The sequence below is a fragment of the Wolbachia endosymbiont (group A) of Beris morrisii genome, from assembly GCF_964028185.1.
GTDB lineage: Bacteria > Pseudomonadota > Alphaproteobacteria > Rickettsiales > Anaplasmataceae > Wolbachia.
In genome coordinates, this window is sequence record NZ_OZ034760.1 from 175,578 (window position 1) to 195,399 (window position 19,822).

The following is a 19,822-nucleotide window of genomic DNA, read 5'->3' on the forward strand; positions in this document are numbered from 1 at the left end:
ACATGTAACATGAGTCAAGCTAATTTAAACATAATTTTAATGTTTTTGAATAAAACTCCTGCGAGAGAGAGAGGCAACAGGATTACTTAAATCATCTTTTCTCTGCACCCGAATACTTAATTTCTCCGCTTCATCTGCTGTTTTTGAGTAAAGTGCTTTCAAGTTTTCTAAGAAATCTTCAATTGTTTGAAAAGTCACAAACCTTCCTTGTTTTTCTTGATTGTGATAAAGACATTCTAAATCTTTTGTCTCTCGTTCTATATTAGATAATGTTTCATTTATGAAGGTGATCAGCTCTTCATTTTTACTAGAATAAGCGTTCATTTTACCACAAAGAGTCTTGTTTTTTTGAACAAGTAAGTTAACTTCTTCGATTAATCCTTCTCTGTCATCTTCGATTTCTCGGATAATTTTTTCTTTTGAAGCTAAATCTTGCATTTGATTTTGCATTCTCCCTCTTAAATCTCTAACCAAAGGAAAATGCGCCAAATATTCTTTCTTGTACTTTATTTGATTTAAATTATAATCTAGTGTTGCAAGGTAAGCATCTTTCTCTTCAATTTCCTGTTGCATAGTTTGGCATTTTTCTATAATAGAATCTCGTTGCTTTTTAAAATTTTCCATTTTCCCTTTCAACGTCTTAGTATTGTATTCACTAACCTTCCCTTCATCATCAAGAGCAGCTAACTGATTCTTTAATTCCCAGATTTCACTATCTTTATGACTTAACTCTTTGTTTTTTAACGTGCTTAATTTTTGTATTTCTTCTTCTTGGCTTTTTAATTCTATTTCTAATTTTTCTTTTCCTGTTGTTAATTCAGAAATGCTCTTGTATTTATCATCCAATTGTTGTTTTATATCAATTATCTCTTTATTTTTCTGCTGTAATTGATTCCTTAATTCTTCTGCTTGATTGTTTGCAGTTTCTTTAGCTTTTTCCTTCAGAATTAGTTCTTTTTCTAGCTCTTTTTTAGCAAATTTATTTTTCCTAGCCTCGATCTCCCCATTACTGCTAATTATTTTATATGAAAGTGCAACCGCTAAAAAAGATAGTATAGATAAAACCGTTACGATTGTAAGAGTTGAGTTCAAAAATTCAACTGAAGACAAAAGGCCAAAATAAGAGGCTGCAGAGAGTGCTGCGGATGCGAGCAATGTAAAAGTTGCAAAAGCACTAGCTATAAGATAAAGTGTGTTGGTTTGATTGCATAAATCCCTCATTATCTTTTCCCTACAGGTAAAATGATCGCCACATTATTATAAGCGTCTAAGGAAAGTAAGCTATAAAAAATTAACATAAATCTATACTCACTGTACATTTGCTATTTCAGTTTCAAGTGCTGCTATCTAAAGAGATAATTTTACTATCTTTTTTAGCTTGCAGAAGGTAACAGTTAATCGTTATACATGACCTGACCTGTTATCAAAGCTCAGTCATTCTAATTGGCTTAATAATTATGTCAAGCTAAGATTCGTGGTGGTCAATAAAAATTTGTATTGGAGTAGGTGGTGTGAATAGAAAAAATATGCGAAAGGCGAATCTTACACCATTATTTTTTGCGAACAGTGTACCTCGAAAATCTGGTGCTGTTGTTGAGTCTGATTCTAAACAGGTGAAGGATAAGGATGAGAACACGAATTTGGAACAGGAAAGTGGTGTACCTAATACCGGTAGTTTTGATGAATTATGTGATACGCCTAGTAGTACTCGTAGTTTTTGTATTTCGGCTGGCACACCCGATGAAGAGAAGATACTGGGGCTTGAGTGGGATAATTACTCTCTATACTTTACTGATGTAAATCAAGATCTAAAGTTGAGTCAGAAAAGTCAAGAAGAGATTGTAATAACTTTCTCCCAGATTAATGAGAGTACTGACTTGGGCATAGTGCAAGAGAAATCGACAACAGTAGAGAGTAAAAAAGATGCTACAATAAATCTACAGTTAGATGGACAAAACAAAAATAAAATTTTAGTAGCATCGGATGAGGAGGCAAAAGGTTACGATGAGAACAATAACAGTCCACTAGTTAGTAGTGAAACACTATTGTCAGAAGGTGAAAATGATACTTCTAGCAGTGTTCAAGAAGCAACGTTTGCTAGAGATAATCCTAAAGTAATGTTAAGTGAAGAAGATATAGAACTGAGTATCAGTAACAATTTTGATATTAATAACTTTAGTTTTCTCAACTATAACAAAGAAAGTGGTAATGATTCAGGCGCCGAATTCACTGATGGTGATGATTCAGGACGGGAAAAAGTTGATAATGAAGCTGAAATATTTCTAGGATCAAATGAAAATATATCAAGTCCTATTTTAAGTGAAGAAAGTTTTGTTACTGCTAAAAATGAAGGCGAAACATATAAAAGTCCTAATAATAGTATTTTTATACATTCAAATGGTACTCAGTTTGATGTAAGTGAAGATGGTATTTATACACACGATGATTCACAAGATGTTTCATTACGAAATGAACAGAATGTTAGCAAAGAAGGTTTAACAGGGACTTTAGTAAAGTTGGATGATGGAGAAAATAAAAATATTAAAATAACTGGCAAAAGTGCCCCAGGAGCATCGAAGCAAAGTGAAGGTGATAATGATCAATTACTAAATGGCAGTGAACCACTGATTTCAAGAAGTAGTACTCCAAACAATTCACCAAAAGATGTAAATAGAAAGAGCACATATAGTAAATTATCAAAAATCTGTAGAGATAAAAATGAAGGTGAAAAATCAGTCTATAAAACTTCAAGCTATAATCCATCGCAGAAGAATTCTAAAGGAAAGAAGGTCTTTTTGTGTCTTACAGTGTTGTCATGCACTGTTTTTTTTGTATCAATAACTTCTTCATTTTTAGGAAAGCCTCTTATCTCTGATCTGAAAGGTAATCTCATATCATTAGCAATTTTGGGTACCGCTTGTGTAATTTTAGGTGCTATTACCCTAGTTCTATATTGCTATCCTCAAGATAAAGAAAACGAGCCACCTGATGCATTAGAACAAGTTAGCGTGGATGATACTGAAATCGAGATATTGTCATCATAAATTTTTGTGACCATTCGCCGGAATAAAAGGGGTTTATAAAGTTAGAATAAGGTACGGTATTGGCCATATGAAGGTATAACTTAGGAAAAGTTAGAGAAATTATGTAGGATTTAAAATGCGAACTTGCGGATTATTAAGCTTATCACTTTTAATATTAAGTAGTAGTTTTGTATATGCTGATAGAGCAGTGATATCTTCTTGTGATGAAATACCTTCAGATTATAGCGGCAAGGTTTTTAAAATTAAGACTGATTACCCGGTTGAGATTAGTAATATAGAAAGACCATGGGAACATATATCATTTAAGGAGGAACCGCAAAAATACGCCTATACAATTTTAAAGTATATATATGATGGGAATATAGACTGCGATTTTGATTTACATTGCAATAAGGTTGCTAATTGGTATCATGCGCCATGGATGCACTACGGGATAAATGGTAGAGAATTTGTTAATGGTTTAACGAGAGAACGATCCTTTAAGCCTGGTGAATTGCATAATGATCAAAAATCCATGCTACAAAATTGGGCAATTTCTATTGTTAATGAGCAAGGTAGCTATACATATGGGCAAGTCTGGAAAGATATAAACAATCCTGATATTACCAGAGGGGAATTCTTAGATGGTACAGTAAGCACAAAATTAGTATTCACAGAAGCAACACAGAAGGATATTCCAACTCTTAAAAACAGTATCTCTTGGACTAGCTATATTAATCAATCTGAAAAAGGAACTCCAAAGGTATTTAAGCAACTGAGATTATTTCAAATTGACTTTTTAGTCAAAGATAAGAGATCAGAAGAAACAGGATGGGTTGCAGGTACGTTTATTTATGATTGTACCATAAATAATAAAAATCCATGGTTGAATATGAAGTTAATGGGTATTGCTTGGGGTAACGACACTAATTATTTTACGGCAGATTATATAATCGGAAAAAGGTTATTAGAATGTTGGATAAATCCCGATGTGATGAAAAGTTCTTTAGGATATTTAGGTAGACTTAATGGTCCAATAGATAATAAAAAATCTTCATGTTTGTCATGCCATAGTACAGCACAACATCCTGAGAAATCTTCATCAGTACCACCAAAGCATGCAAAGGAACAAGAAATAAAACATTGGTTTAGGAATCTAAAGGAAGAATCATTTGATGATGGAGCATTTAATTTTGATTATTCCAAGCAGTTGAGCCATGGCATTAGAAACTACTATAGTGCTAAAAAAGAAAATGATCCTATTGGGTGTAATGCCTTTAATTATAAAGATATCACTCAAACTCCAATCAACTAATACAGTTTATGGCTTATTTATAATGGTCTTTTAAACGTGTGAGGGTGAAACTGTCAGATGGAAAACACAACAAGGCAATATCTTCTTGTGGATAGAATACCTTTGAAAGAAACACCTAACTTTAGCGTCACAAAAAATTTCATTATTTACTTTCTTCAAAAACACGAAAAAAGATACCGTCTTGCCAGTCAACAAGAAAATTATAAAAACTGAATCTCAAAAGCTGTATTGTAAAATCAAAAAGTACTTCCAACTTTGTAGCGGTATAGTTAATGTATATGTTGATAAGTAAGTTTCTGCTTGTATATATAAATATAGCTCTTTCTACAATAATCCGAACAGATCATAATAATACACTGCTGTCCTCCTGGCTTATAATAGCTATAAAGACGTTTTCACCCCCGTTCGGACTATTATAAGAAGGGCTATAACTAATTTACTTATTAACATATACACTAACCAACTATATTAAATAAATTTATATAAAATACTATTTTATATAAGATCGGATGGTAGCATTTTTTGACTTTAAACCATTAAACCTTCGCTCAATTTCTTAGTCCTGTAGTTTTTAATATGGTCAGGATTAAAAGCACTTCTGGATTTAAGAATACCAAAAACGATATGGAGCAACTTACGCATTGCAGCACCAACGATAGCCATATTATGTTTACCCTTTTCCTTTAATCTCTGGCAGAAACTAATAATGATAGGATTGTGATTCTTAGCTACTATAGCAGGAAAGAAAAGTGCCTTACGTAATGTTTGTGAACCTGATTTACTTAATCTGGGTTTGGCATATACAGATGAACCTGACGTCATATTTCGTGGTATAACTCCTGCATATGCTGCCAATTGCCTGGCATCTCTAAAATCCTTTATGTAAGGAAGTTCAGCTAAAATAGCTATTGCTGATTCCTCTCCTATTCCTGGAATAGTTAATAAAAGTTGAAAATTTTTTAACAACTCTTTGTGTTGCTTTAATAGTTCACGTATGGAGCTTTTTATTGTTTCTATTTTTTGTGTTATATTTATTGCAAGGTTTTCCCAAGCAGTTGCGACTTCTTTGGGCAGTCTCTCTTTTTTTTCTAAGTGGTTATTTACTGATGTCAATTCATCTTTTAACGCAGCCGAGCAACGATAAAGATGTTTTAATTTTTTCTTTTCAGGAGAAGGTGGTGCCCAGCGAGTTGGTTCCTGCCTTTGGCAATAATCAGCAATAATTTCTGCATCAGTTTGATCATTCTTTTGTCGTACAAGTTTACTCCTTGCATAAGATTTTATGCAATAAGGATTTACTACACTAACAAAATGTCCAGCATTGTGTATAAATTCAGCTAAAGCTTCACTGTAGCAACCAGTGGATTCCATACATGCCTTTACTTCTTCTACGTTATGCTTTTGTAGAAAACTCAGCAGACCTTGAAATCCATGATCATCATTTTTAAAACTCCTTTTTCTAGTTTCACGTTTCCCTTTTTTACTTATAAATGAGAGAAAGACATCAAAGCGATCTTTCGATACGTCTATGCCTAAAAAGTTGTTGATCATATATAACTCCATACATTACCATTTAAAGTGAAAAGTAAGGCTAGTCTTGTGAATACAGAATTAGAACCATTTAGGTCTTTCTACGATACCGTTCAGCCTATACTTTTGAGAAGGGAGCTCTTATCTTTTTTACAGATTTTATATCTAAGTACGCACTCAGAGTTCCTCCCTTCTCCATCTAACGCTTAAGCTTAAAACATTAGATGCTTTCTTCAAGATACAAGTACCTACCTTTGTGAGAACAATTTAAACAAAAGCGGCGTTGTGAAAATAAAAGTGTGAAATTGTTGCAACAAAGTTAGGCAAACTAGTTCATATATAAATGTGGCAAAAACAGGCTAATATAGCTGGTTTTACGTTATAATAAAATCACTATAAAGAAAAGTTCGAACAGGTTGTTTGGTAGACCAACACATCCCAAAACAAAATCTTCTCACGTTCCTTGGTTTTGAGTGCTGGAAATGGCTATTTTACTTGAGATCTTAATAATATATCTTGCTAAATTAATACTAGTTTATTTTAGAATAATAATTAAGGTAGACTTATAAAAAACAGAATTAAAAAGTGAACAAAAGATCTTATATTGAGCCTGTTGAGAGCCTTTTGCAAAAAATTATTCAAGCCTAAAAAAATTTTCAAATTGAGGATTGACAAAACTTAGAAAAGGGATATCTTACTTAAAATGGTATCAAGTTACTATAGTGTATATTAGACGTAACAGTTTCCATTTTTTTCCATTCATAAAGGGGTGATCATGCTACGTTCAGATATTCCAAAAGTTTTATTTTCGTCTATCAAAGAGGATGATCCCTATAGAGCATCTAAGCTTTTTCAAATTGAACGCTGGTGCTATGCAAATTGGCGTCTACACCAAAAAAGTGGCAAGAAAGGACGTAATTTTCTCGCGCAGGTGTTATCTAATGATGATTGTTGGAAAAAAGTAGACAATTTACATGGAGTTAAGCTTGATAGACAAGTGGTAGGCAAAAAGTTAATTGCACCAGATTCAGGTAATCTCTTTGATAAGTATGCTATTGCCTGTCAGTACTGTCTAGAAGAAGATATTATTGCTTTATTTGAGGAAAGAAAAAAAAGCCTATCAGCTCAAGGTAAGAGTAGTCTGTTGGAGTATGAGCACTTAGTTAGGTGTTGCGGATCTGGTCTTTTAGCGCAGTTTTGGTCACATTTTGTTAGTGGTTATATCTCTAAATTAAATTTAGATGGCTGTCATCCATATGAGTACGGGCTTAAATGTGCTATGAGTTTTAAGCAAGAGCAGGCAGTGGAATTCTTCTGGAATAAAATAAAATCATTACCTGAAAGTGAGATGAGTGAACAGAAAAAGGATGAGATCTTCATGAAGACAGCAGTATATGCAGCAGGTAGTCGTTGTAATAGTTATCCTGAAATATTCGAATTTTGTTTCAGCCAAATAACTCCTGATAAATATCTGGAATTTCTAAAAAGAGACTTAGCTGAAAATGGTTATTATGGTAGTTTAAACACGCTACAAGGTGCACTTCGCTTTGATCAGTTTCAAAAATTGTTTGACTGCTTAAAGCCAAGTAGTATTTCAGAAGATTATTATTATATTTGGTTGAAATATATAAAAGAATTTGAAAATTATTCAAGGTCTTGTATAGATGAAGGAGTAAATCTTTTTATGTATATGTGGATGAGAGATGGATTTAATAGCCATCGTACCTTATTGTTAAATAAAGAGATGAGAAGTAATTCCGTATTTCAAGGAAGGTTATTAGTACCTCTAATTGATAAAGGTTATATGGTACCAGTGTGGGCAATACTAGATAAGGCTAATCCTGATCAAATCAAAGAATTTATGGATTCTAGACAAGCGGAATATATACGATCTGTGTTGGAAAAAAGAGATACTGATTCACTGAATAAGTTTCTAGCATATAGAAAGTCTGCAGCTGAAGAGTTTACTAGCTTAACTGAGGTTAATTTAAGTAAAGCATGTGAGCAATTAGAGTTGGGTAATTAAGAGGTGTTATAAGGCAATTCTATAAAACATGTGGTAGTTTCTTGTTACTACTTTAGCTTCTGTCAAAAAGTGTTGCATTATAATACAAATATTATATATCTAAGTTAGTATATGGGTAAGAATAGCTTTTATTGTTGATATCTCTGATTGTTATATAATAAGCTTGGTATAGTGGGTTTAATACAATATAATGAAGGGGTTTTATGTTTAAGATGCAATATCCAACAGATCATCTAAAAAAAGAAGGTGTTAATTCAAAGATTACCGAATTATCGGATGAAATGCAGTATATAGAGCAAGCTAAAGAATTTCCTCAGTTCAAGCGTTATCGGAGGTCTGACTCTAATTCTGAAAGTGAAAGTAGATTTAAAAGAATTGATGTTCCAGGAGATGGTAGTTGCTTATTTTGGTCTGTTACTATGGCTTACTTAATACCTGTGAGAAACAACGACGCTTTATTTCGAAGGAGGTATAAAGCTTTATTTGGAAATAAAGAAGCTGTAATCCAAAATTTAGATCATATTAGAGGTTTGGTTCGGAATTTAGGTACTGCGAATTATGATGATACATTTGCAAACTTAGTAAGAAATGTATTTCGCAATCGAGTAGTTGATCATATAAGTTCTCATAGAAACGAGTTTAGAGGTTTTATTGAGGGCAATTTTGAGAGTTACTTAGAGAACATGCGGAAACCTAATGCTTGGGGAGGTGAACCTGAAATAAGAGCAATGAGTGGAATGCTCAGAGCAACGATTAGTGTTGCTGGTGCAACTGAAAGTCGATATGAAAATGGAAATATTCAAATACAGTTATTTCATGTTGGCGCACCAGGTAAACGAAACCATTATAATTTTGGTCTTGAGAGAGGTACTGTTGATAATGATGTAGAGCTTGCGAAAGGTTTAAAAAAAGTCATGGGTAAAGGAAGGCCACAAGATTTTGAATTAATACAGTTGTTAATAGAGGAAGCAGGTACAGAAGTTGGCACAAGCAAGCAAGAAGAGGATTTTAGATCTTTTGAAACAAGATTTCAGTCATTCGTGGATCAGATTCCATCTTATTTACACTCTGTAGAAAAAGCAGGATTTTTTGCGCACTTCTTTCTAGGTAGTTTTTCTACTTTGCTAGATACAAAAATTGCAGAAAGGTTAAATATTAAAAAGATTTATTTTAGTTTTGATACTTCAAAAACTTTAAAGGTGGCTATTGTTAAAAATGGTCAAATTGGAAATGCTGAAGACGCTATTAATAATATAGATCTATTTTCCATTTCAGAAGGTAAGCGTGGCCATCAGTTTACTGTTAATGAGTTGGAGAGCATATTAAGAAATAATATAGATAGGAGTAAGATTAGAGATCGGAATGTTGAGCAAAATATTAAGAATGAAATTCAAGACAGAATAAAATCTAGACTAGTACAGATCTACAAAGGAAAGGATGGTATTTTTGTTAATATGGAAGTTAAGGAAATACTTGATTCTCCTGCTAGCAAAGAATTTCATGAAATAGAAAAAGGAGTATGGAGTAATCCAGAAGGTGATATAGAAAAACTTGCTAATTCTGATAAAGAAGCAGCTAAAGAATCTCTTGAGGGAATTCTTAGAGAGATTAGTAAAGTTCATTCTAAATATGAAAACTCATTAACCTATGATAGTAGTGCACGTGAAGCAGCACATCATGGATTTATGGTAGGCGTTTTCATGAATTTCCACTATAGGTATAATCTTAGAGTTTATCCAGAGCAATTTGCAGGTAGGGGTTATGCAGATATTATCCTGTTAGCTCGTGGTCCTGATCGTGCATTAGACTCTATTCCCATTATTATTGAGTTAAAAGCGGGAGAAGGTCCTAATGCTACTCCAGATAAGGCTTTGCAACAAGCAGAAAGGTATGCACAAGGTTTCCAACCAAATGTTCAGCGAGTTTTAACTACTGCAGATAACATTTTATGTGTTGGTGTCAACCTTGATAATCCGTCTCCTATCTCTGATATTAAAGTATCAAATCGTGGAGAAGAAATAATTCCTCTTTTTCAAGATATGCTAAAATCTGCTGATGACTGGGATACGCAAAGGATTGGAACAATAGAATTAAAAGGACAGGTGAAAGATAATTTAGAGCGTATTTATCATACGTTTCCTGGTACACCGGAGAAGGGAGATAATCATTATTTCAGTAGGTTTTTACTAGGGCAATCGCTATTGTTAAATAGAGTTGAAGATTTAAAAACTGGTTTTAAAAAATACATTTTTATCTATGGAGACAATATACCTACTGAAGTGCATCCTAATCTTCGTGGGCTTAGACGTCTAGCAGCTGAAAGAGCCAGGGAGAGATTGTCAGCTAATCTTGATGCGAGTCATGCAGTTGTAACAATGGTGCTTATTCCAGAAAATACAGAAAAGTTGGTTTATGTAATAAATATTGTTGAAGCTAACAGAAAAGATGTTTTGAACGGGATGAATGAAGTGCTTCCTCTTGATAGATTAAATAGGGAAATAGAGAATAGGGAAATAGTCGAATTAAATCTTAATTTTGATACTAGATATAAGTCAGATTTTAAAAGATATCTTACTATTTGGACTGAAAAATATAATTCTTTACAAGAGTACAACAACGGAGCTGAGAGATTTCAAGGTACTTTCAGAGAAGTTCCTTATCCTAGTGAGCTAAAAGAAACATTTGATGAGGCGCTGGATGCTTACTCTTCATCAATAGACGAATATAATGAATTGTTAGGAAAAATTGGAGAAGGAATATTTCCTTTTAAGAGTCTTGTTAATAAAGAGGCTCATTTCCAGGGAATATTGAATGGAGTGTTTAGTTATTATAGTGACTTAAAATTACAAGAATTACCAGAAACTAGAGCATTAGTTTTAACTGAGTTTCAAACTGGTGGAGGAGAACGTATTGACATGCTAGTTCATGGTATTAAGTTTGTAGCTCAAGGTGGAAATGCTGAGGAGTACACACCAATAGGGTTGGAACTTAAGACATCAAGGCAGGGCAAAGGAGCTCAAGCTTTATTGAGGGAAGCAAATGATCAAATAAATGAAGAATACAAAGAAGGTGTTACCTATAAAACACTAACAGATGGTGATGAGGTAAAATTTATCGGTGTTGTTTTTGATAAGGGGTCTAATGATCCGCGTAAACTGATTTTAACAAGCAGAACGAATAGGGAAGGGTTTATTCCTCTTAAAGTAGTTCATAGCTCTCATACTTTACTCCCTCATTTAAGGCGGTGTTCTAAAAGAGAATCTTCATCACCGGAATATCCACCAAGTAAAAAACCAAGAAGAGAAAGAAGTGTAAATATGGCCTGCATGGATTCATTTGATGAAGAAAAGATTACAGAGGAGGAAAAAGAACAGCGTATCAAAGAGTTATTCAATGCTGACAAGGTAGCAGAAAGAGTAAAGAATATTGAGTTTTATGATCAGCTTTTCAAGGTTTCTCAGAAGATATCTGAAGGTGAAATTATAGATAAAAATGTTGAAGAAGCATTTGTAGCAAAGATTAAAGACATAGATCTGGATTCAATAGACCCAGAGATTAGGGATATTGTGAAAGAAATGAAGGATAATATAGAGAACAAAGAAGAAGTGAAAAATATTCTGAGAAGATCAGGAGTAGCAGAAAAAATGGGAAAAGTAGCAGAAGGTGCAGGTCTTGCCTTTACAGCATTTTTGGTTGGTAAACATATAGCAAATGGAGACATAGAGGGGTTAGGCTACGATGCATTAAATCTCTGGATAATGCCAAAGATTGGTGAAAAAATCTCTGGAAAAATGTTAGAGTTAGGAACAAATCTTGATTCTCAGATGCTAAGGGGATTTGCGCCAGTTATGGGACGTGCTATAGGTAACTTTGCAGCATTTTTAGGGTTAGCGGAGTCGATAAAAGCTCGGCAGAGTGCAACAGATCCTGTAGATATAAAGATTGCTGACTTAAATATCGCAACTAACTCCATCTTTATAGCTGCAGATGTACCTGCAGTTGTTACTGAAACAATGTCGGCTATAGGTATGGAAGCTGGAGTGGTAGGAGAATTTGCCGGTCCGGTTGGTGCTGCTGTTTCAGTTGCTGTTATTATCATATCACAGTTTGTAGAAGCAGGACTTGAAGTAGAAAAATTAGGAGAACATATAAAACTTACAGATCAAGAGAAACATGACTTGTATTGGGATTTCTTCCTTGATAAAAAAGTGCCAGATTATATAGGAAATGATCTGCAAGCAGAAGAAATATATAAACAGTATATATCAAAGATCTTAGATCAATTTAAGGGTAGCTATGATAAAATAGCCATATCATTACCTTCTATACTTCTTACAGAAGAAAAATACCTTGATGGGTCTATTTTCAGGAGAAAAAGAGAGGTGATGCAATCAGATGATGCTTCTGCGTATTTGGGAATAACTCCTTGTTTCCGTCACACAAGAATAGTTGATAATAAATTTGATTTTCGATTGATAACACGTGTTTCAGATATCTCTCTCAATGTAAAGAGTGGTAACAACCATATTAGCAGGCTTCTTCCAAGTACAATGAAAAATTATAGTGCTATTTGTGGTCCTAAAGGGGATGATGTTGATCTAACAGTGATAAGTGAAAAAACCTTACAAAGAGTAGAAGGTGTGGCACAATGCGGTTACAGATCAGAGTATGAGAATATGGTATTGTCTACAACAGTGAAAAAAGTTTCTTTAAAAGAGTATCTGCCTGGTTGCCAGAATGCAATTCTGTATAGTAAAAGCAGTTCTTCTAGGCTGCCTGCAAATATGTTGTTTTACATACCTAATAATGATGCTTTTATAAATGTGACTTCTAATTATACCGTTGATGTTATTTTCAATGGTAAAAATATATTACTTAATAGTTATGGAATCAATAATCAAGGGTCTAGTGTACAGAATAGGTATTATTTTACAAATCAGTTAAGTAATTGTGATATTCATAAACAAGGGACAAATTTCTTCTACATAGCAAAGGATAATTTTGTATGTAATTTAGGAATAGAAGGACAAAAGAACATAGTTGTAACGCAAGGTAATTTTACTGATTCAGAGAATATACATTCCATTATTGGCAGTGATAAAGCTAATTATATAGAGGTTTCTTATGCAGGTTATGTAGACGGTAAAGGTGGCAATGATGTAATAACGGCAAAGAACCTTACTACAATAAAAGGTTATTTTGGTGATTCTATTTATGGAAAAGGTTTAGTATTATTGCCGATAAATCTTAATGATATAGGTAATGTAATTTATGCTAATAACATAACAAACATCTACAATAAAAGTGGAAATTTTATAAGTATAGATAAACAGACGTTAGTAAAAACAGCAGATGGTTCGTTTGTAACTCCAACAAAAGTAGACACTAATACTGGTAGAGTAACAAATGTGCAAATAACAAAATTAGATGATGAATTGGATGATTTACGAAAAATAGACAATTCAAACTTTAATATCACAAAGCAATTATCAAGTGCTAATTATCATAGTACTATAGGTAGTTCCAGTAATCATATTTTTTATCCTGATAAAGAACATCATAATTTTTACTGGGAAGCTCCAAGTAATATAAGTCATCTTTATCTTTTCGATAACAGAAACGCTAATATTACGATTGCTCAAGCAAATGGTATATTAGATTTTAGCCAATTAAATTGTACATTAGATGATATACCATTTATAGAAAATAAAAAAGGAGAAATAAAGATTAATAAAAATGGCCTAAATGTAACCCTGCTACCAGATTATAAAGATATTACAGTTACATTTGACGGGGAAGAATATTACAAATTTCAGAATGGGGAACTAGAGCGTGATTATTGTTCTCATAGCTTAAAAATAGATGGAAGGTTTAGTGTTAATGGTACTGACCTGTTAAATCATCATAATTGTTTCACATTTGACTCAGACAAAGTACTCTTTTTGAAACTAAAAAATGATTTGCTATTGTTATCAGATAGAGGGGCATTGTCAATATCGGGTTACTATTCTTCTGTTCATAAAAACTGGGACTTATCTGTAGAACTGAACAATAGAATTATAGAACCAGAAGAATTTGGGGAAAGAGCTGATAGTTTTAGTTCGTTCAGATATTACCAACCAGATGAACAAGGGCTACAGATTTATCATAATCAACCTGTTAATAAGAATGATATTGGCTTAATTGACTTAAAGGGTCAGTCTATATTGGATTTCAATATGAGAGTTATGAATGATACCTTATTGCTATCACATAAAAATAACACTCTTGTAAAAGTAGAGAATTGGGATACTTACCAGCCAGCAAGAGAGGTGATGTTTGCTTTTAATGATGCAATAGTTTCTAACTCAAAGTGTATAGTTTCTATTTGTAACTCAGAAGATGTTATAGTGGAATTTAATAAGGAAAAATTAGTTTTATCGACTGAGGAGCTGTTTGATGCTGTAAAGCAAAATAATCTTGATAAAGTTAAAGAGCTTATTAATCAAGGTGCTAACATCAATGCTCAAGAGAAAGGTATTTATGGTAAAAAGCCTATACATATTGCTGCCGAGAACAATAATAAAAACATTATAGAGTTTCTCTTGAGCAGGGGAGTAAGCGTCAACGATACTGAAAGAGTAGGTAATACACCACTACACTATGCTGCATGGGGAGGACGTTTAGAAGCTGCTGAGTTTCTTGTTAATAAGGGAGCTGATATTGATGCTGCAGATGCCTCTACTTATGGTAAAAAACCTGTACATGTTGCTGCTGAAAACAATAATAAAAATATTATAGAGTTTCTCTTGAACAGGGGAGTAAGCGTCGACGATACTGAAAGAGTAGGTAATACACCACTACACTATGCTGCATGGAGAGGATGTTTAGAGGCTGCTGAGTTTCTTGTTAACAGAAGGGCCAATATCAACGCCGCAGACAACTCTGGTAAAAAACCTGTGCATGTTGCTGCTGAGAACAACAATAAAAACATTATAGAGTTTCTCCTGAGCAAGGGAGTAAGCGTTAATGAGGCTGATAAAAATGGTAGTACTCCTTTGCATTATGCTTCTTGGAATGGTTGTCTGGATGTAGTAGAGTATCTTATAGGTAAAGGAGCCGATATCAGTGTAAAAGATCTAGATGTTGCCATTGACCGGAAATATGGTAACATTGTAAAATACTTAAAGCAAGCTCAGTTAAATGAGCAGTTATTAAATGCAGTGCAAGATGATGATCTTAATGAAGTTAAAAATCTGATTGGCAAGGGAGCTAGCGTTAATGCTAGGGATAAGGATGGTAAGACTCCTCTGGGTAACGCCAGTTCTAATTCAGTAAGAATAATTTTAATGCAAGCACACTTGGATAAAGAATTGTTACTTACTGTAAAAAGTGAAAAGGATCTAAAGACAATTAATGATCTTATTGCTAAAGATATTGGCGACAGAACGCATGGCGGATTTTATTATGCTTGGAGTGGTAACTTAGACACAGTAGATTTTCTTGTTGGGAGAGATTTGAGTGTTAATGCTACTGATAAATATGACTGCACACTACTACATTGGGCTGCATTGAAAGGCCATTCAGATATTGTTAAGTTTTTGGTTGATAAGGGAGCTAATGTGAATGCTAAGGATATACTTGGCAGAACTCCTATGCACTTTGCTGTTACAAATAATCACATGAATATCACAGAGTTTCTTCTGAAAAATGGAGCAAACGTTGATGAGGCTGATAAAAATGGTTGGACACCACTACATTGGGCTGCATTGGAAGATTGTTTAGAGGTTGCTAAGTTTCTAGTTGATAAAGGAGCAGATGTGAATGCTAAGGATATATATGGCAAAAAGCCTATACATCGTGCTGCTACAGTAGGTTATAGAAATATCATAGAGTTTCTCCTGAGCAAGGGAGTAAGCGTTGATGAGATTGATAATGGTTGGACACGGACAGCATTACACTGGGCTTCTGATGGTGGTTACCTGGATGTGGTAAAGTACCTTATAAACAAAGGGGCCAATATCAATGCTAAAGATAAAGATGATCAAACACCTTTAGACTTAGCTATTCAAGGTAATTACACAGATATAGTAGGACTTTTAAAACAAACACAATTAGACAAAAAATTATTGACTGCTATAGAAAGTGGAGATCTCTCTGAAGTCAGAAAATTTGTTAGTCAGGGTGCTAATGTTAATGCTATAGAAGTGGGCATTTTTGGTAGGAAACCTATACACATTGCTGCTGAAAAAAATTACAAGGATATTATAGAGTTCCTTCTCGGTAAGGGAGTAAGCGTTGATGATATTAGTAACTATGGTTGGACACCGCTACATTATACAGCATCGAAAGACTGCTTAGGAGTTGCTAAGTTTCTCGTTGACAAAGGGGCTAATATTAATGCTCAAAACGTTTATGGCAGAGAGCCTATCCACATTGCTGCTGAGCACGATAATAAAAACATTATAGAACTTCTTCTCAATAAAGGGATAAGTGTTAATGAGGTTGACAAAGACGGCTGGATGCCTCTGCACTGGGCTTCTTGGAATGGCCATCTTGATATAATAGAATACCTTGTAGGTAAGGGAGCCGATATCAATGCTAAAGATAAGAATGGTAAAACACCGCTAGATATTGCTAGAGATAAAGGCCATAATAATATTGTGAAACGTTTAGAGAAAGAAATCAATAAAAAAAGAGAAAAACCTGCACAACGCAAACGTCGTCATCACCATGGAGATCATAATCATCAGCATGGCCACTTATCACGTAATCTTCTTGCTACAGATTCAAGTAATCAACCTGAAATAGCAGCAAGCAGTGGTGCAAGACCATCTTCATGGATAAATGATTTGTTTAGTTGGGTAAAAAGCTCTGTAGGTGGGTTATTAAGTTCTGCATTGCCTAAGGAAACATCAAGCACTCCAAGTCCAATATCACAACCAATAGATATAAATGGTACAATAATGTTACTTGATGTGCTCATTAGAAAGGTTACAGGTCAGAAGTATATTTCTACAGTATATCAATCTATATCTCCACTAGAAGCACAGGGCTATGCATTAAATATTACAAAGGGATTTGAGAAAGTAGTAGAGCAAGCTGGATTAAAAAGTGGTGTATCAATGCATCGGTTAAATATTGATTTTGTGGAAATACAGAAAGAAGTTACAGGAAAAATCATGAGTGGTAAATTTGATGAGATTTCGGGAGTTTTAAACTCATATCTAGAAGAAGCATGTCCTGGTAAAGAAGCAGGATGCCCTGGTAAATTAAGTCCGAAGAAATTTGAAAAGTTTATAGCTCAATTTAATAAGGGTCTGCTAAATCAATCAATAGAGCAGATATTACACGACAGAGATGGTACATTAGAAGTTGGTAGTGCAAAGCAAATGAGTTTAGAACCTCAAAGTTATTTGAGTAATGCTTCAGTTCACAGCCATTCAGAAGTATCAACTTGTCTTTCTGAGATAGGAGTAACCAAGCTTAGAGGTAATCTCAATAGGTGAGTTATAATATAAGGGGTGGAGCTATAATATGCCAAGTAGTGGAAAATTTAAAGTGAGGGTAGCCAAAATAATTAGGGAAACCAGTAGCAAGTTTGATGGTCCTAATACTAAAATGGATGAAGTAGACATTAAATGCTAAGTGGTTAATGTGTTTTCCATATTGAACTTACAGTACGTAGCTTTGATATAGAAGTTTGGGTAATGTTATGATAGTAATTTATATAATTCTTTGTGCAATCTTTATAGCCATTTTAGACAGTTCACTAGATTCTTAATTAGAGGATATGTCTAACTTAGGAAAAATTCTCATAAATATTGAAAAGTGAAGTGAATAAGGCGTAGTATTTATGTTTTTTCCCTGAGTTGTAAAATTTCAGAATGAGAGAGACCGGTAATTTGAGCTATAACATCAATAGAAACACCGGCCTTGAGTGAGTTTTTAGCCACAGCAATTTTAGCCTGTGTTTCGCCTTCCGCTTTACCTTTTTCATGGCCGATTTGGATGCCTCTTTCTTCCCCAACCCTAACACCTTCATCAAATTTTTCAGCAAAAGCAGCAATTTCATCCATTATGCGTTTTTTCATTTGTTCATATGCTAGTAACTCTTCTTCTGACCAATTAAACTTATTCATCTCTTCATAAGCTCGTTTTATTATTACGTCACTACCAACTATTTTATCTAGGTCCTCTTCATTTGTTTTTGCTGCATAACGAAAAAAATAACACCATTTTTCTACTATATTTTCTAGTTGGTCTTCTTTTGTCTTTGTAAATTTTGGTAGCTCTATGAATACGAAGTAAAAATCCTTTAAGTCATGTTCAAAGCTATTTTGATCTAAAATGACGTGATTAGATTTGTACTCAGCCTTACCTGGAAAAATAATACAATCAGCAACAGCAATAAAGATAATTTCCTTGAGGTTATGATAATCATCACCCTGATCAGCTTGACTTGAGTAGGCTTTGGCAGCATAATATTGAGCACGCTTTTCGAAGCCTTTGGTCTTAGTAAACTGCATTTCTATGATGTATCTTGAACCTTGAGAGTCTTTACAAAGAACATCGACAATACTCTGCTTTTTAGCGGCAATTTCAGGGTCTAAAACGGTAGCTAAGAATTCAACATCGTGAATAGCAGCTAAACCAGTAAAGCCTAAAATATCGTTCAAGAAATGAATGAGGATATCTTTATTCTTCTCGGTGCCAAATATTCTTTTAAACGCGTAGTCGTTGCGTGCATCAAGAAATTTTGATAAAGCCATAACAAGTCCACTTAAAAGGTATTAATAATTGTACACAATTGTGAAGAAATATTCAACTAAAATGCAAACATAGAAGTTTTTGTATATCTTTATTTGGTAGTATTAACCTGTATAATATTTATGGCAAATGTCTCAATAAGGTATCAGATAGCACAAAAAGTAAGAAATCGTAGGTTAGCAAAGGGATATACTCAAAAAGATTTAGCGGAGAAAATCGGTGTAACATATCAAATAGTACTACAATATGAAAAAGGAACACGTAAAATTTCGATTGAAAAGTTGTGCGCTATAGCAAAGGTGTTATCAATTAATATTACGGATCTTATTCCTGTATCAAATGAGAAAATCTGTTTTGAAGATGAGGGAGAGGAAATATTAAATCTAGTAAAAAAATATAAAACGATTAATGATCAGGAATTACGTAGAATGTTTTGTTTACTAACCAAATTTGTTCAAGTTAGTGAGAAAAATAGTAAAAAAACGGAGAGAATAAAAATTGCAAAAGGTCTGGTTAAAGCAGGAGTTTCTGTTGATACTGTTTCAAAAACAATTGGTCTGTCTGCTGATGAATGTGTTGAAGAAAAAACGGGTTCTATATACTACAAAATAGGAAAAAAGATAAAAGAATGGAAGAGAGTATACTCAAAAGGATTTGGCTGAGAAAATGGATACAACACGTGATGAAATAAGCAACTATGAGCAAGGACGTGTGGCCATTCCACTGGAAAAATTATATGCAATAGCAGAAACATTATCAATTAGCATTACAGATCTACTCATAGAGGAAGATGAGATAGTAGAAAGTGAGCTATCTGATTTAATAAAAGAATACAAAAAAATTGAGAGTCAAGAATTACGCTATGCGCTAATAAAATCTCTGTTTGAAAGCATACAAATTTGCGAAGAAGAAGTGAAAAGAGCAGAAAAGATAAAGGATTTAGTGAAAGGAGGAATTTCTACCGATATTATTTTGCAAATAACAGGCCTCTCTTTAGGCGAAATTCAACAGATTTAAAATAAAAAATCAGTATATATTAATATCTTTACTCTTAGATGAAAAAATAAGTAAAAAAGATTGAAAAATTGATTTGACTTCACCCAAAAGCTATGGCTTTATGCCAATGCTGATAAAAAAACAGCAGTAAACATTTAAAAAAAATTTATTATTAGTGAAGGG

7 protein-coding genes and 1 pseudogene are annotated in these 19,822 nt (G+C 33.7%); 5 read left to right on the top strand and 3 right to left on the bottom strand.

Going from position 1 to position 19,822, the window contains the following annotated elements; all coding sequences use genetic code 11:
* Positions 1–36: 36 nt before the first annotated feature.
* A complete protein-coding gene (locus tag ABWU69_RS00985) occupies positions 37–1,221 on the bottom strand; it encodes a hypothetical protein (protein WP_353285216.1) in 1,185 nt (394 codons plus the stop codon).
* 305 nt (positions 1,222–1,526) lie between these two features.
* Here ABWU69_RS00985 and ABWU69_RS00990 point away from each other — a divergent pair, with 305 nt between their 5' ends.
* Both ABWU69_RS00990 and ABWU69_RS00995 read left to right on the top strand, forming a co-directional pair.
* Positions 1,527–3,044, top strand: a complete 1,518-nt coding sequence (locus ABWU69_RS00990) for a hypothetical protein (protein ID WP_353285217.1) — start codon at positions 1,527–1,529, stop codon at positions 3,042–3,044.
* A gap of 115 nt (positions 3,045–3,159) precedes the next feature.
* Complete coding sequence (locus ABWU69_RS00995; protein WP_353275984.1) at positions 3,160–4,338, top strand: hypothetical protein; 1,179 nt, start codon at positions 3,160–3,162, stop codon at positions 4,336–4,338.
* Between the two features lie 528 nt (positions 4,339–4,866).
* Here the strand turns inward: ABWU69_RS00995 and ABWU69_RS01000 are convergent.
* Positions 4,867–5,889 (bottom strand): IS110 family transposase, encoded by a 1,023-nt coding sequence (locus ABWU69_RS01000; protein ID WP_353285218.1) that lies wholly within the window; start codon positions 5,887–5,889, stop codon positions 4,867–4,869.
* Positions 5,890–6,643: 754 nt separating this feature from the next.
* On the opposite strand from ABWU69_RS01000, the gene ABWU69_RS01005 reads away from it, so the two are divergent.
* Positions 6,644–7,894, top strand: coding sequence for a hypothetical protein (locus ABWU69_RS01005; RefSeq protein ID WP_353285219.1), 1,251 nt, complete (start codon positions 6,644–6,646; stop codon positions 7,892–7,894).
* 203 nt (positions 7,895–8,097) lie between these two features.
* Positions 8,098–17,382: an ankyrin repeat domain-containing protein gene (locus ABWU69_RS01010; RefSeq protein ID WP_353285220.1), complete on the top strand. Its 9,285-nt coding sequence runs from the start codon at positions 8,098–8,100 to the stop codon at positions 17,380–17,382.
* 345 nt (positions 17,383–17,727) lie between these two features.
* Here the strand turns inward: ABWU69_RS01010 and ABWU69_RS01015 are convergent, their stop codons facing one another.
* Positions 17,728–18,645, bottom strand: a complete 918-nt coding sequence (locus ABWU69_RS01015) for an Rpn family recombination-promoting nuclease/putative transposase (protein WP_353285221.1) — start codon at positions 18,643–18,645, stop codon at positions 17,728–17,730.
* A gap of 120 nt (positions 18,646–18,765) precedes the next feature.
* Between ABWU69_RS01015 and ABWU69_RS01020 the strand changes: the two are divergent.
* Positions 18,766–19,660: pseudogene (locus ABWU69_RS01020) on the top strand (helix-turn-helix domain-containing protein).
* The last annotated feature ends 162 nt before the right edge of the window (positions 19,661–19,822 follow it).

What these genes read in the sequence shown, in the direction of transcription:
- ABWU69_RS00985 (WP_353285216.1), bottom strand. Translation starts at nt 1,221, where the DNA reads ATGAGGGATTTATGCAATCAAACCAACACACTTTATCTTATAGCTAGT.
- ABWU69_RS00990 (WP_353285217.1), top strand. Translation starts at nt 1,527, where the DNA reads ATGCGAAAGGCGAATCTTACACCATTATTTTTTGCGAACAGTGTACCT.
- ABWU69_RS01015 (WP_353285221.1), bottom strand. Translation starts at nt 18,645, where the DNA reads ATGGCTTTATCAAAATTTCTTGATGCACGCAACGACTACGCGTTTAAA.
- ABWU69_RS01010 (WP_353285220.1), top strand. Translation starts at nt 8,098, where the DNA reads ATGTTTAAGATGCAATATCCAACAGATCATCTAAAAAAAGAAGGTGTT.
- ABWU69_RS00995 (WP_353275984.1), top strand. Translation starts at nt 3,160, where the DNA reads ATGCGAACTTGCGGATTATTAAGCTTATCACTTTTAATATTAAGTAGT.
- ABWU69_RS01000 (WP_353285218.1), bottom strand. Translation starts at nt 5,889, where the DNA reads ATGATCAACAACTTTTTAGGCATAGACGTATCGAAAGATCGCTTTGAT.
- ABWU69_RS01005 (WP_353285219.1), top strand. Translation starts at nt 6,644, where the DNA reads ATGCTACGTTCAGATATTCCAAAAGTTTTATTTTCGTCTATCAAAGAG.